The sequence below is a fragment of the Fibrobacterota bacterium genome, assembly GCA_019509785.1.
In the GTDB taxonomy this organism is placed as follows: domain Bacteria; phylum Fibrobacterota; class Fibrobacteria; order UBA11236; family UBA11236; genus Chersky-265.
The window spans coordinates 1-14,868 of record JAEKLQ010000090.1; the positions used below are offsets into that span (position 1 = coordinate 1).

Annotated in this window: 12 protein-coding genes; 1 reads left to right on the forward strand and 11 read right to left on the reverse strand. The window is 64.3% G+C overall.

What is annotated here, in order from left to right:
• Positions 1 to 688: 688 nt before the first annotated feature.
• From bshA to JF616_22505, 8 genes are all read right to left on the reverse strand, one after another.
• Entirely contained in the window at positions 689 to 1,813 is a 1,125-nt protein-coding gene (bshA, locus tag JF616_22470; GenBank protein MBW8890527.1) for an N-acetyl-alpha-D-glucosaminyl L-malate synthase BshA, read from the reverse strand.
• Positions 1,810 to 2,604, reverse strand: coding sequence for a bacillithiol biosynthesis deacetylase BshB1 (gene bshB1 / locus JF616_22475; protein MBW8890528.1), 795 nt, complete (start codon positions 2,602 to 2,604; stop codon positions 1,810 to 1,812). Before bshB1 ends, bshA begins: the two co-directional genes overlap by 4 nt.
• A 9-nt stretch (positions 2,605 to 2,613) precedes the next feature.
• On the reverse strand, positions 2,614 to 4,257 hold the full coding sequence (bshC, locus tag JF616_22480) for a bacillithiol biosynthesis BshC (protein MBW8890529.1): 1,644 nt from the start codon (positions 4,255 to 4,257) through the stop codon (positions 2,614 to 2,616).
• A 7-nt stretch (positions 4,258 to 4,264) separates the two neighbouring features.
• Complete coding sequence (locus JF616_22485; protein MBW8890530.1) at positions 4,265 to 5,011, reverse strand: class I SAM-dependent methyltransferase; 747 nt, start codon at positions 5,009 to 5,011, stop codon at positions 4,265 to 4,267.
• 102 nt (positions 5,012 to 5,113) lie between these two features.
• Positions 5,114 to 5,482: a hypothetical protein gene (locus JF616_22490; GenBank protein ID MBW8890531.1), complete on the reverse strand. Its 369-nt coding sequence runs from the start codon at positions 5,480 to 5,482 to the stop codon at positions 5,114 to 5,116.
• Between the two features lie 159 nt (positions 5,483 to 5,641).
• A complete protein-coding gene (gene bioA / locus JF616_22495; GenBank protein ID MBW8890532.1) occupies positions 5,642 to 6,961 on the reverse strand; it encodes an adenosylmethionine--8-amino-7-oxononanoate transaminase in 1,320 nt (439 codons plus the stop codon).
• A 1-nt stretch (position 6,962) separates the two neighbouring features.
• The gene (locus tag JF616_22500; protein ID MBW8890533.1) at positions 6,963 to 7,550 is read right to left on the reverse strand and encodes a hypothetical protein; all 588 of its coding nucleotides are present in this window, start codon (positions 7,548 to 7,550) and stop codon (positions 6,963 to 6,965) included.
• A gap of 67 nt (positions 7,551 to 7,617) precedes the next feature.
• Positions 7,618 to 9,906 carry a chorismate-binding protein gene (locus JF616_22505; GenBank protein ID MBW8890534.1) on the reverse strand — a complete coding sequence of 763 codons (2,289 nt, stop codon included), beginning with the start codon at positions 9,904 to 9,906 and terminating at the stop codon, positions 7,618 to 7,620.
• Between JF616_22505 and JF616_22510 the strand changes: the two genes are divergently transcribed.
• Positions 9,905 to 10,807 (forward strand): phosphatase PAP2 family protein, encoded by a 903-nt coding sequence (locus tag JF616_22510; GenBank protein MBW8890535.1) that lies wholly within the window; start codon positions 9,905 to 9,907, stop codon positions 10,805 to 10,807. The two genes, JF616_22505 and JF616_22510, sit on opposite strands and share 2 nt — an antisense overlap.
• Positions 10,808 to 10,831: 24 nt before the next feature.
• Here JF616_22510 and JF616_22515 read toward each other — a convergent pair whose 3' ends face one another.
• The 3 genes from JF616_22515 to JF616_22525 form a co-directional block, all read right to left on the reverse strand.
• Positions 10,832 to 13,306, reverse strand: coding sequence for an EAL domain-containing protein (locus JF616_22515; protein ID MBW8890536.1), 2,475 nt, complete (start codon positions 13,304 to 13,306; stop codon positions 10,832 to 10,834).
• A gap of 181 nt (positions 13,307 to 13,487) precedes the next feature.
• Positions 13,488 to 14,342, reverse strand: coding sequence for a flagellin (locus tag JF616_22520; protein ID MBW8890537.1), 855 nt, complete (start codon positions 14,340 to 14,342; stop codon positions 13,488 to 13,490).
• Between the two features lie 276 nt (positions 14,343 to 14,618).
• Positions 14,619 to 14,868: flagellin (locus JF616_22525; GenBank protein MBW8890538.1), on the reverse strand; the 250-nt coding region annotated here is incomplete at its 5' end.

The window sequence follows — 14,868 nt, forward strand, 5'->3', positions numbered from 1 at the left end:
ATTCGGATCTCCTAGTCTCAGTTTGACGGTTCCGCTGTCCGTTGCAGGTAGGATGGCCATCTCACCCGAGGTATCGGATGCAGATGCACCAGAGGGGTTGGTTTGGCCAGGCAGTGGCAGTAATCCCATTATTTGGCCCCCTAAGCCCGGCATCGCGGCTGCATTTGAACCAATTGAGCGACTGACATCTCCATTCGGAGAACGAATCCAAGTCGTATCTCCGCAAGTGCTTTGGGTGACACTTGACCATATCATTTTTTGGCAATTCGGGGCCAATACCTCCAAACGCCCCGAGTCGTTGACGACACGGTTCTCCATCATCATTTTGGAATGGATCTTGGCTGAGTAGGATTCCTTAATAACTTGGGAGGCTCTCAACTTTTTGAGAATGGTTTTTTTGTCCAAAGCCAGGGCCTTACTACCACTCAAAAAAACAATGAGAAGTAGAACAGCTCGCTCCCAATAGGATCGAGTCCGAGATGCATTCATTTTTGGTTCCGCGTATAAAGAATTTTGAGAATTCGATCTAGGTACAAAGAAGTAAGTTAAGACCAGAGCTCCGTCAACGGCCCTTCTTCTTATAAAAATGACATTAGTTCCACCCTTGGGCGGACCCAACCCATCCCTCCTGACCATTTTTTTTGAATCTGGGCCGGGATAGCGCCCGGTGGCCCTCAGTTATCCGCTTCTAGAGTCCGGCGGCCTTCCGGTAGATCGCCTCGTACTGCGGAATGATCAGATCCGGACTGAACCGCGCCTCCGCCGCCTTCCGCCCCGCCTTCCCCATCGCCACGCGCAACTCCTTCGAGCGCCCTAGCTCTACCGCATGGGAGGCCATCGTTTCCACGTCTCCCACCGGCGCCAGGAAACCGCTCACCAAATGCTCGACCACTTCGGGAATGCCCCCGGTGCGGGTCGCGACCACGGGCAGTTCGCAGGCCATCGCCTCCAGGGGGGCCAGGCCGAAGCTTTCCACCTCGGAAGGGAACAGCAGAACGTCCGAGCAGCCCAGGATGCTCACGATGTCGAGCTGCTTGCCCAGGTAACGTACGTGTTTCTGCACGCCGAGTTGGGCCGCCAGCTCTTTCGCCTCGCGCAGCGTGGGCCCTTCCCCAACCAGGATCAGCACGGCGTCCACCTCTTCGCGTACCCGGGCGAAGATCTTGATCACGTCGGGGATGCGCTTGACCGGGCGGAAGTTGGAGACGTGGATGTAGACGACCTGATCGGCGGTCGCGAAATTGGAGCGGTGGCAACCGAAGGCATGATGGCGGAAGAGGGACAGGTCGACGAAGTTATGCACGCGTTGCACGGGCCGGCTGGGGGAGAAAACGCGCTCGGTCTCCTCTTTCAGGTAGTCGGATACGGCCGTGACCGCCGTGCTTTCTTCGATGCCGAAACGGGTGATGTCGAAAAAGCTGCGCTCCTGCCCCACCAAGGTGATGTCAGTACCATGTAAAGTGGTCACGATGGGCAGCTGCTGAGGCTTGGCCAATTGCGCCGCCAGATAGGCGCTGATGGCGTGCGGGATGGCGTAGTGCACGTGCAGCACGTCCAGCCCTTCGGAAACGAACACGTCCTTCATCTTGGCGGCCAGGGCCAAGTCGTAGGGCGGGTGCTCGAAGACCGGGTACGGATCCATATCCACCGTATGGAAATAGATGCGTTCCTGGAAATCCCGTTGCAGGCGGTAAGGGATGGTCGAGGTGACGAAATGGACTTCATGGCCGCGCTTCGCCAGGAACTTGCCAAGCTCCGAGGCCAGCACGCCGCTGCCGCCATAGGTGGGATAACAGGTAATGCCGATCTTCATGGGAACCTTGCCGCGCCCAAAGTGGTCAGGTCCTCAACCTCGGGGAGCTCGGCGCAGGTGAAGGCTTCGGCATAACGCCGCTTGATTCGCGTGCCCCAGAAGCGATTGCGCGCCTCCAGGAAATCCAGGAAGGCGGGCGTGGCGAGATCGGTTTTGCCTTGGAACCGTTTCGCATCCGGATTATGGAACTGGCTGGCATAGCAGAGCACGGCTTTGAGCTTGGCCTGCCATTGGGCGGTGATGTCCACGCAGAAGGACGGGGCATGCGCTTCCATCCCGATGAAATGGAAAAGGCGCCCGGGCCGATGCGGCTCGCCCGCGACGTCCAGCTTCGCCAACCCCGCCTTGAAGGCCGCCTGCTTTACGATGCGCGCCGCCGCCTCGTGATCGGGATGTTCCTCGCTGGCATGATGGGTGATGAGGATCTTGGGCTTCCAAGTCCGGATGGCATCGATGACGCGCTTCTGCGCGTCCCAACCGTCCGCGAGGCGTCCGTCGGGAAGCCCTAGGTTGACGCGCGCGACCCCGAGGACCTTCGCCGCCGCCGCCGCTTCCCGCGCCCGGATCTCCGGCGTCCCGCGCGTGCCCATGGAAGCATCGGTGAGATCGACGATGACGCCTTTGCGCCCGAGGGCGGTCAGTTTAAGGATGGTTCCTCCACATCCGAGTTCCACGTCGTCGGGATGCGCGCCCAAGGCCATGAAGTCGACGCCGTCCCCTGGCCGGGCCGCGGGGGCCCGTGCCGCAGAGGGCTGGGCGGCCGCGGAGCGCACCGGTTTGCTTTTTCCCATCGCCATCGCTTACCGTCCTTCGTATTCCACTAATTGCAATTCCGTCGCCAAGGGATCCAGTTCGCCGTGCAAGGCATGGAATCCGTCCCGCCCGAGAACATGCAGCAGCGAGCCCAGACCCAGATGCCGATCCTGCCCCAGGCCATTGCCCAGCCATCGCAAGTGCCCGAACAGTGGCTCGTGGGCGCGGGCCGTGGCGGCGTAGACCGCTTTTTCCAGGTTGTGCTGGTAGCGCTTCCAGGCGGTCGCTACCGTGCGCTCCAGGCGGGCCAACGGGCCTTCGTCCTTGAAGTTGCGGTCATGGATCTTGCGCACTCCGTCCAGCCAGCGATCTGCGGTGGCGGAACCCAGGGCCGCGTGGGCCGGATGCGCGCGCCAGGCGCGATCGGCGAGGCGCGCGCGCAAAGCAGAGGGCCCGTAGCGAAGCGCTTCGGAGAGTTCTTGCCCTTCGGCTGTGAAAGCTTCCCAAGCGGATGCGGGCGCCACCGCCGCGGTCATGCGCGGATGGAGGAGCGGCATGTCGCCGGTGGCTTCCAGAAAGAGCGGCGAAAGCTGGGCGAAGTAGCGGAGTTCGGCCGGGCCCAGCACGTGGCCGAGCACGGGGAAAAGCGACTCCGCCGCCAGCGGGCGGCTGAAGACGTCGTGGCTGAGTTCCAGCGAAGCCAGGGCCGCGCGCGCATCCTCGTTGGGTTTATCCTGGAGGTAAATGCGTTCTTCCGCGCCGGTGCGATCGGCGAGGAGGCGATGGCGCTCGCCCCCTTTGAGCACGAAGGCATGCACGGCATTGGGGCGCGCTTCCACCTGGATGGGGATGCCGGCGGCGGCGGCGGCGGCGGTTCCGCGCGCCAGGGCGGCTTGCCATGCTTCCCATCCGTCCACGGCCTGTTGCAATACGGGCCGGGCGCGGGCGCGCAGGTGCTTGGAATATCCGTCCACGAACAAGATGCCTTCGCGGCCGAGATGGGCATGGGCCAAACGCATGAAGCCCGAGGCCAAGGTGCTCGGCACCGGATAGGCGCGGCCCAAGGTCTCGGTCGTATCCGGCCCCCAGATCGGCGCGAGCCGTTTCAACAGGGCCGCCAGGGCCTCCGGATCGACGCGGCGCTCCCCCATCGCCAGTGGGCGGACGGCATCCGGGAAATCCAGGCGCAGATCGCCGCGCAAGGACGCGGCTTCGTTTTCCAACAACTCCACACGGTTGCATTCCGCCAGATCGGAATCGTCGCCGGCCACCCAGAAGATGGGGATGACCGGACGGTTCAGGCGCCGGGCCCAGGCGCGCGCCAGGGCCGCGCAGGTGAGGGCCTTGTAATACCAGAGGATGGGCCCGCCCAAAAGGCCCGGTTGCTGGCCGGTGAGCATGAAGACGGCGGCGGGCGATGCGGCGGCCTCCAGGTTGGCGCGTTGCTCGGGGGCCAGGGGCGCGAATGCGTTTTCGTGGCGCAGGAACTCTTGCAGGCCGGAAGGGCGCGGGCGGGAATCGAGCCAGGCCATGCGCCGGACGACATGCACTTCCGATCGGAAATGGCCGCCCGGATAAATGGCCGCGCTCAGCGAGGTGGCGCCCAAGGTGCCCGCCCCTTGGTCCGCGGCATAAAGCACCCGTTGGGCCGCATCCTCGGCGGTCAGGCGGGCGCGCAGGGACAAGCGCACGGGTCTTTCACTCCTTCCGATAGAGCAGGGCCATGCGCGGCGAAGCGTCGCCGCAGTATGCGGCGCCGGTCTCGTCGCCGTAGGAGGCTTGCAAGGAAAGCCCGAAGCGGGCGGCCAGGGCCGGCATCTCGTCGCGGCCGTATAGGCGGACGCGCTCCTGATGATGCTCCGGGTTCCCTTCCCGGTGGCGGATTTCGATTTCCTTGACGACCACGGTGCCCGGGCCATCGGGCGCGCCTTCGATGCGGCGGCGCTGCACCACCTCGGCGCCGTCCATGCGGCGGCGATCCTCGGGAACCAGATGCTTGAGGAGATGGCCTTTATTGATCAGGTCCAGGAACAAGTAGCCGCCGGGCTTGAGGAGGGAAACCATTTGGGCCAATGCTTCCAAATCCTCCTCGAAGGTAGCAAAGTACCCGAAGGAAGTGAAGAAGGAGGTAACCAGATCGAAACCGCCCGGGCGGAAGGGGATGCGGCGCATATCCGCGCAGGCGACAGGTTGCCCGGACGCGCGCGCGTCCCGTAACAGGGAGAGGCTCAGATCCAAACCCAGGCAATGCGGGATGCCGTGCTCGCGGATCCAGGCGATATGGCGGCCGGCCCCGCAGCCCACGTCGAGGATACGCCACTCCGGCGTTACGGGTAACGCGCGCATGACGAAACGCGCCTGCGCCCCGGCTTGGCGTTCGTCGCGATGCGGATACAGCCGCTTGTAGGTTTCGCCGAACCAGCGTTGGAACCAAGCGCTATCCATGGCGACACCGGAAAGCCTGGATCCCGTTATCGCACGGGCCGGAAAAAGAAAAGCGGAGCGGTCCAACCGCTCCGCTTTCCGAGGTTCCCAGGCAGGTCCGAATCAGGCGGTGACCAGGGCCGCGCTCATCTGCTGCAGGGCGGCGTAGAAGTCCTCCGTCTGCGGAGGCACGGTGCAATGGGCCGTGAGGGCCTTGGGATTGCGGAACTTCAGCGGGGGCAGCTTCTTCCCCTTGCTGAAGATGATGACGGGCTTGGGATTGATATCCTCCAGCACGCCGAAGTATTTCAGGAGGGAAACGCAGCGTTGCCAGCTCTGATGGTCCACCAGCATCCCGTCGAAGGCGCCGAGGCGTCCGCGCGAGAGCACCGCGGGCAGATCGAAGGTCTGGAAATTGTGGGGCGTGGAGGTCAGGAGATCCTCCAGATGCTTGCGGAGGCTGCTGTTTTCGGAGAACACCACTAACTTCATTGCCTAAGATTCCTTTCGGGCCCGGGGAAGAAATGCTTCCGCCCGCCGGGGACCTTGTGAATAGAGCGGTTAAATGTAGCAAGGTCGTTGGAAAATTAAAAACCTCGGGGGGTTACGCGCTCCCTCGATCGGGAATGCCGGTGCCGATAGAGGGTTCTGTCAACCCAGGGCTGCGCGGATAGAAGCGGTGGTAATGGCTTCCAATTCGGGCAGAATCCCGTTTTCGGCGTTCAATGGGAGCAACCAATAAACCGTATCGCCCAGGGTTCTGAGCAAAGCCCCGCGGGCCACGGCTTCGCGGTAAACCTTATAGCCCGCCCGCTTTCCCGGCCCGATCCCCGGCCCGGTCAGATCCGCCGCCGCCACCGCCCCCAGGCAACGCACGTTGTTCAACCGCCCGGTCGCCGCGGCCACGCGCTCCATGGCCGCCCGCAATTCCCCTTGCCCGGCCCGCACCCGGCCGCAAATATCCTCCTCGCGGTAGATGTCCAGCGCCTCCAAAGCCACGGCCGCGGCCAACGGATTGCCGGCATAGGTATTCGAATGCAGGAAGTCCCGGCCCGTGCCGTACTCGGCATAGAAGAGCTGGTAGATCTCCTCGGATACGAGCACCGCCGACATGGGCAGCCATCCCGCTGTGAGGCCTTTGGAAAGGCAGACCAGATCGGGAACGATGCCGGCATGTTCGCAGGCGAGCATGCTGCCCGTGCGGCCGAAACCGGTGAGGATCTCGTCGGCGATCAGGTAGACGCCGCGCGCGCGCGTCCAGGCGCGCAGGCGGCGCAGGAAATCGGCGCTATAGAACCGCATCCCGCCCGCGCCTTGCAGGATGGGCTCGACCACGATGGCGCATAAGCCTTCCCGGTTTTCCTCCAGTTGGCGCTCCAAGTCGGGCCACTGGGCGGAGCAATCGTTCCACAAGGGATGCGCTTGCGAATCGACGTAAGGCAGGCCGCGCAGAAAGGTAACGGCAGGAAGCACGTCGGCGTACGCATCGCGATAGATGCCGAGATCGCTCAGCCCCAGGGTCAGGGCGGTCTCCCCGTGATATCCGTTCTCCAACGACAGGAAACGCGAACCGCCGGAGCCGGCGATGCGGCGGGCGTGCAAAGCCAACTTGGCCGCGATTTCCACCGCCATCGATCCATCCCCGCCGTAGAACACGCGGGTGAGGCCCGGGGCCAAGGACGCCAGGCGTTCAGATAGGCGCACCACCACGTCGTTGGTGGTATTGGCCAGGATGACGTGCTCGAAGCGGCCGGCCTGGCGGGTCAAGGCCGCGCGCAAACGCGGATGCCCGTGGCCCAGGGATTTGCACCACCAGCTGGAGATGGCATCGATGAGGGTGCTGCCATCGGCGAGATGCAGGCGGCTGCCTTGCGCGCCGACCACTTCCAGGGGCGGGAAGTCGGCATAATCGCGCATCTGCGAGCAGGGATGCCACACGTGCCGCAGATCGCGGGCGGCGAGATCGGACATGTTACCCGGGGGTGGAAGGAGCGGGCGCGTGCGTGGAGTCGGAAGCCTTTTCGACCACCCATTCCGGGACGCCCTGCCCGCGCTCGGCATCCCCTATCTTCAAGTGCAGGGCCCGCAGGTTGGGGCCGGTGCGCAACAACACGGTGTAGAATCCCGGCGCCAGGTTGCGCGGACGGAAGGTCCAGTCGCCGGCCTCCAGGTTGCGCGCCGTAAAGGCCAAGGTGCGTCCCGCGCCGTTCCGGATCTCCGCCGTAACTTCCTGGTTACTCACCATGCGCAGGGCGAAGCCCTCGCGCGACGAATAGGTAAGATGCTTGAGGGGCGCGGGAGGAGGATTCTTAAGGCGCAGGGCGCGCGGAGGAATGGCCAGTCGCGCGGCGGCGGCCTCCGCCGCCGGCACGGAAGCGGGAACCGCGCTGGCCGGGACCACCGTAGCCGCGTTCGGCTTTACGCCCGAAGCTTTTTCGCCCGCATTCTGATCGCCGGACTTGCCGTCCCCCGACGCGCTTTCGGCGGCGAAGGGCATGGCCATGGCGAAGAGGAAGAGCGCTATGGGAAAGGCGGGCCGGGATCCGTAAGGCTGGTTCATCGGAAAAACCTTCCTGGTCGGGTTGCAAAGCTAGTCATTTCCAGTGGGCGAGTATGCCCAGCATAGCCTATCCCGATCGCGTTTTCCAGCCTCCCGCGGCCCCGAAGGCGGCTATTTCCAAGGCTTGCATGGGGGCCGCCGCCTTAAGCAGGGCCTCCGCCCACTCCGCCGCGGGATCCGATTCCGCCAAAATGGCGCCGCCGCAACCGATGCGGTACTCCCCGCCCACGCGGATCAGGGTGCGGATGACCATGCCCAGATCCATCGCTCCATCGCCGCCCAGGTAGCCGAAGGCCCCCGAAAAGATCCCGCGCGCGCGGCCCTCCGCCGACTCCAGGAGCTCCATGGTCCGCTTCTTGGGCGCGCCCGTCATGGACCCGGCGGGGAAACAGGCCCGCACCGCGTCCAAGGCCCCCAGTCCCGGGGCCCCCCGCCCCGGGGCCAAGCGCCCGGTCACCGTGGAAACCAATTGCCAAACGCTGGGATGGGGCTCGACCCGCATCAGATCGGGAGCCGCCACCGTGCCCAAGGCGCAGACCTTGGAGAAGTCGTTCCGCATCAGATCCACGATCATCAGGTTCTCGGATCGATCCTTGGGATGCGAAGCCAGTTCGTCCCGCCAGGCCGCATCGCTGGCCGGATCGACGCCGCGCGGGCGCGTGCCCTTGATGGGACGGCATTCCAGGCGGCCCTCCGCATCGAGCTTCAGGAAACGTTCGGGGGAAGCGCAGATGACATCATGGCCGGGGAAGCGGAGGAAGGCCGCGTAGGGCGCGGGGTTGATGCGGCGCAGGCAGCGGTAGACCTCGAAGGCGTCGGCCGCGCACTCGGCCCGCAATTCGTTGGTCAGGCAGGCCTCGTAGGATTCGCCGCGCAAGATGGCCGCCTGGAGGAGGCGGACGCGCTCCAGGTAATCCTCGCGCGGAAGCGAAGGCCGCCAAGGCAGACGGAAACCTTCCAAGGATCCGGGAGAAGCCGGAAGGAAATCGGGATCGGTAACCAGCGCCAGGTCCGGGAGCGAAAAGGATTCCCACTCCTTTTCGACGCGGTCCAACCAGGCGCGCGCTTCGGCCGTAGGCCCTTCGGGGCCGCAGGGCAGGAAGGCCCAGGCCCTACGTCCGGCGGGATCGAAGGCCAGCATGCGATCCGGGCGGACGAAAAGGGCGTCCGGCAAGTCCGCATCGACGGCGTCCAGCGGGCCTCCGCTGCCGGCGAAACGTTTCAGGCCGTAACCGAAATAGCCCACCAGCCCGCCGCGGAAGTTCCCGGGGAAGCTTAAGGCTTCCGGTAACTTGCATGCTACCTGGTCGCGCATTGCCGTTTCCAGGAAAACGAAAGGATCCGCATCCGGGAAGGGATCTGCAACCGGGAAGGAATCCGTATCCGGGGTCCGCGACGATGCGCCCCTCTGGCTGTCGGCGGATCCTTCCGCAGCATAAGACCGGCAATGCCCGCCCTTGGCTTCGAACAAGGCGGCGCCCGATCCCATATAGGTCATGCGGGCTTCGCCGGGAACCGGTTCGGAAAGGGAGTCGAGCCAGAAAGCCGCCGGGGCTTGGCGGAACCAGCGCGCGAAGGCGGCCTCGGGATCGCGCCAGGGCAGGGCCCGGGCTTCCAGGACGATGGGGGCGGACGCGAAAGGAGCCGGCAAAGTTTCGGCGGAGGCCGACAGGGGATTGGCGGAGGCCGTACGGGGCGTGGCCGAGGCCGGCGTGGATGTAACGGAGCCCGGTCGATTGGCGCCAAGGACGCCGTCTTCGATCCGCAGCGAGGCCCGCGCCAGGTCCCGGAAGTTGGCTATCAGGGCTTTGCCATGCTCGGTTCCGATCGATTCCGGATGGAATTGCACCCCGAAGGCAGGGCGGCCGGCCAGGCGGGCCCCCATGATTTGCCCATCGTCTTCCGCGGTCGCCGTGACGATGAGTTCCGGTCCCACCGTGGCCGGATCGATGGCCAGGGAATGGTAGCGGGTGGCAGAAAATCCCTGAGGCAAGCCGGCGAAAAGACCCTGGCCGTTATGCTGGATGCGTGAGGGTTTGCCGTGGCGCGGCGCCGGGGCGGGAACGATGGACGCGCCTGCGGCGAGGCCCAATCCTTGCAGCCCCAGACAGATCCCCAGCACGGGTTTACCGAGATCGGCCCGTAACGCTTCCCCGCAAATCCCGAAGTCGCGCCGATCGGCGGGATGCCCGGGCCCGGGCGAGATCACCAGCGCGTCCCATGCCTCCTCGCGCAAGCGCGCCAAGGTCCATTCGTCATTGCGGACGAAAAGAGGCTCCTCGCCCGCGGCTTCCCAGAGGTACTGGAAGAGGAGATGGCTGAAGGAATCGTAATTGTCCAGGAGCAGGAATTTCATGAAGACCGCTTTCGCATTGGAAAACATAGATTTCCCTGTCAGCATGATTGGATCCCGCCGCCTCTCCCCAGTACGCCATCTCCGCTCTTCCGCCCGCTCCGCCGTACACGCCTTGGTCCTGGCGACGCTCGCTTCCGCCCTGGCCGCCGCCGCGGCGCCTCCGGGCCCCTATGAACTCGGAAAGGCGGACTGGATCTGGGTTCCCGCCGCCGTCGGCATCGGGGCCTTCGGGGAATACCAGTATCAGCAGATGGATCCGGTCGACACCTTGGATCTGAACCGCAACCGCGACCTATGGGTCTTCGATCGATGGGATGCGGGCGCCCGCTCGCGCCTGGCCGACTTGGCCAGCACCGGCTTGGTAGCGCCTCTGATGGCCGCGCCCGTAGCGGCGGCGGCGTGGGAAAGCCTGCATGGCCGGCAGGATTGGAACGGGGCCATCGCCGATATCGTCGTCTATTCCGAGGCCCAGCTCGCGGGCATGGGGCTGGATCTATGGGTCCGTTCCTTGCGCATCCACCCGCGGCCGTTGGTGTATGATCGAACGGCGCCTTCGTCGGATAGGTTGAAGGGCGAGGCTTCCGGAAGCTTTTATTCGAACCACGCCAGCACCGCCTTCCTATCGGCCACCTATTTCGCCTACACCTGGTCCCTGCGGCATCCGGGCGAACCGGAGAATCCCTGGATTTGGACGGGAGCGTTGACGGCGGCGGGCGGCGTGGCGGCCTTGCGGGTCGTCGCCGGAAAGCACTTCTTGTCGGACGTCGTGGTGGGCGGGGCCGTAGGCGCGGGGCTCGGATTGATTTTCCCCTGGCTGCATCGGCGGCCGGGGTGGGAAGCTGGCCGGGTCGGGATCAGCCTGGGTCCGGATGCGATGCCGACGCTTAGTTGGAAGTTCTGAAACCTTCCGTTCAAAAGCCTTCGCTTAGAGGCCGACTGCCGGCGGAAGCGCCGGAATAGGCGGCATCTGCGGCCCGCGCGCCGGGAATCCGCCGGACTCGATCAGCTTGCTCGCGGCCGATCCTTCCAACGGTTTGGAGAAGTAGTAGCCCTGGCCGTAGCGGCAGGCCAGATCGTGGAGCAGGGACCACTGCGCTTCGGTCTCGATGCCTTCCGCCACCACGTCCATCCCCAGGTTCTTCGCCAGCGAGTTGATCACCTTCACGATTTCCGCGTCCTTGTCCCCGGCTTCGAGCTTGGAAACGAAGGAGCGATCGATCTTAAGATCGTGGAAGGGGAAGCGATGCAGGTAGCTGAGAGAGGAATAACCGGTACCGAAGTCGTCCAGGCTCAATTGCACGCCCATGTCGCGCAGCCCCGTCAGGATGGCCGCCGCCTGTTCGGGATTCTCCATGATGGCGCTCTCGGTGACTTCCAGCTTGAGCGAACCCGGCTCCACGCCCGCCTCCTTGAGGATGCCCTGGATCTGCCGCAGCAGATCGGGATCCTGCAATTGCTTGCCAGAAAGGTTCACGCTCATCGTAAGATGCTTGCCATCCGCGAACACGCGCTGCCATTCGGCCAATTGCCGGAGGGATTGCCAGAGCACCCAGCGACCGATAGAAATGATCAACCCGGTGTCTTCGGCCAGGGGAATGAAATCGGCGGGCGAAACCATGCCTAGCTCGGGATGCTGCCAACGGATGAGCGCTTCGAAGCCCATCAGGTGCCGGTTCACGAGGGAAACGATGGGCTGGTAATGCAGGCGGAACTCCGACCGTTCCAGCGCCTTGCGCAGGTTGTTCTCCAAGGTCATGATGCGGACGGCTTTGGCGTGCATGGAAGCGTCGAAGACTTCGTACCGCCCCTTGCCCGCGGCTTTGGCGCGATGCATGGCCGTATCAGCGGCGCGCAAGAGTTCGCCGGGAGCCGCCGCGCTGTCCCCCGCGAAGGCGATGCCGATGCTGGCGGCCGCGTAGATTTCGCGTCCCTCGATATCGAAGGGAAGCGAAAGCGCCTCCAGCACGCGATCCGCCAGGGCAGGCGCCAGCTTAACGTCCGACAAATCCTCCAAGAGGACGCAGAACTCGTCGCCGCCCAAGCGGGCGAGGGTCGTGCCTTCCGGTAGGATGGCTTCCAAGCGCCGGGAGAAAGCCGTCAGCAAGCGGTCCCCTTGGCTGTGGCCCATGCTATCGTTGATGAATTTGAAACGATCCAGATCCAACGCCAGTACGGCGCAAGGCGCGCCGGGGTTGCGGCGCGCGCGTTCGATGGCGCGCCCCAGGCGTTCCAGGAGCAGGACGCGGTTGGGAAGGCCCGTGAGGGTGTCGTGCAGCGATTCATGGATGAGCTGTTCTTCCATGCGCTTGCGCTGGGTCACGTCCATCACCGTGCCTTCGCAGTAATCGAGGCTGCCGTCGGCTTTGGCCACGGCGCGGGCATTCTCGGAAATGATGATGACGGTCCCGTCCTTGCGGCGGGCCTGGGACTCGAATTCGGTGACGCGCCCGCGCTCACCCAGCGTGCGCAGGAATTCCGCGCGCCGCGAAGGATCCACGTACAGCTCCGTGCCGATGTCTTGCACCGATCCGATCATCTCGCGCGCGTCGGCGTACCCCAAGAGGCGCGCCAGGGCCGGGTTCGCGCCCAGGAAGCGCCCTTCCGCGGTAGATTGGAAGATGCCCTCCACCGCGTTCTCGAAAATGTTGAGGTAGCGGGCCTTGGCTTCGCTCAAGGCGTGATCCACTCGTTTTCTTTCGAGGGCGCTGACGAAAATCTCCCCCGCCATGCGCAGCACCTGGATATTGGCCTCGGTCCAATCCTGGCGGACTCGCACCGAATCGAAGCCCAGGTATCCGCGCACCGAACCGCGATGCGCCATGGGGACGATCACCAGCGAGCGGATGCCTTCCCGTTCGAACTCTTCGCGTTCGGCTGCCGCCTCCGGGGGCAATTCCGACAAATCGGATACGTGGACCGTGCGCAATGCGAGGATCCGTTCCATGAACCAAGGGAAGCGCGAAGCCTCCAGGCCTTGCAATCGCTTTATCTGGGGGGCGATTCCCCGCGCGCACCATTCATAGGCATTGTCCACCCGCGACCCATCGGGGGAGAACAAGAAGATGTAGCTGCGATCCACCTGGGCGAATTCCGCCAAGGCGCGTAGGCCGTAGTTGATGCCCATATCGATGCGATCGCCGGGCAGATGGATGAAGTGGGTGGAGATGGAAGTGATGAGGTCTTCGAAGCGGATGCGATGGCGGAGCTCTTCGCTCACGCGGCGATGCCGCTCCTCGCTTTCCCGCAGGGCTTCTTGCGCGGCGGCCAGCAGGCCGGCAAGGGCCGCAGCGCCCGGGGCCGATCCATTCGCGGCCGAACCATCCGGCCCCGGTCGCCAATCGGGAATAGCCGTGGCGGGATCGCGGGAAGTCGCCGCAATCGCCCTATCCTTACTGGGCATCCTTTCTTCCAAGGTCTTCCCGATCGAAACCCGCCGCAGGAGCGGCAGGGACGCGTTCCCATGATACCGGCCGGCGTAAATTCCAAGCAAGCCTCCGGCCCATTTCCATTGGGGGATCTTGAGGCGCGCAGGCCGGTCCGCTTGGGGACCGGCATCGCATCGGGGACCCTTATCGTACTATTCAGCCTTTCAGCAGGCTGAGCACGCCTTGCGGGACCTGATTGGCCTGCGCCAACATCGACGTCGCGCTCTGGCTGAGGATCTGGGCGCGGGTGAATTCGGTGGTTTCCTGCGCGAAGTCCACGTCCCGGATGCGGCTTTCCGCATCCTGCGTGTTATAGATCTGGTTGCCCAGGTTGCTGATGGCGAACTCCAGCCGGTTCACGTAGGCGCCGATGTCCGAACGCATGGTGTTCACCGAACGCACGGCGGAATCGATCACGGACAGGGCCGCGAGCGCGCCGGCCGATGTGGACACCGAGGTGGTGGCGGCGCTCATTCCCAATGCGCCCAGGGTCATGGCATTGATGGTAATGCTGATGCGATCAACGGCATTGCTGGATCCCGCGCCGATATGCAGTACGGAAGCGGAGCCGCCGGAAACCCCGAAGGATCCCGCCGCCCCGTCCAGCAAGGTCATACCGTTGTACGATGCGGAGCTGGATATCCGCGACATTTCATTCATGAGCTGCCCGAATTCCTTATCGGTATAAGCGCGCTCCGTGGTGGTCATGGTATCGGTGGAACTTTGGATCGCCAGTTCCCGCAGCCGTTGGAGGATGTTGTTCATCTCTCCCGTGGCCCCGTCCGCGATTTGCAAAAGCGCGATGCCGTCCTCGGCGTTGCTTTTGGCGCGGCCCATGCCGCGGATCTTGCTACGTAGCGACTCGGAGACCGAGAGGCCGGCGGCATCGTCCGAAGCACGGTTGATCCGCATGCCGGTGGACAGTTTTTCAAGGGATTTGCTCAGGGCGTTCTGCTGGGTTTCCAGCGCCCCCTGGCCGATCATCGAAGAGATATTGTGGTTGATACGCATTGGCTTAAAGCCTCCCGTTTGCTCCTTTCATCGGGGAAGCGGGGGAAAGCCATTAAGAGCCTTTAGAGGACTTGGCAGGAAGCCTTTGCGGAAGTGGCGGGATTGCAGGCGATCGGGAGCTTGCGATGTGATCCGGGACACGATGGATTGGGGAGTTTGCGGGAAAACCTTCCGGCCGGGGCAGGCGCCCCGGACGGAAGGAAGGAGGAGTCGAGAGGAGAGAGGGACCCGGCGGTCCGCCTAGGGAGGCGGGCGCGCCGGGCCGTTACCCTGCGCTTAGCGGCCCAACAGGCTGAGCACGCCTTGCGGGACCTGATTGGCCTGCGCCAACATCGAGGTCGCGCTCTGGGTGAGGATTTGCGCGCGGGTGAACTCGGTGGTCTCCTTCGCGAAATCCACGTCCCGGATACGGCTTTCCGCATCCTGCGTGTTGTAAATCTGGTTGCCCAGATTGCTGATGGCGAACTCCAGGCGGTTCACGTAGGCGCCCATGTCCGAACGCATGGTATTCACCGACTTGATGGCC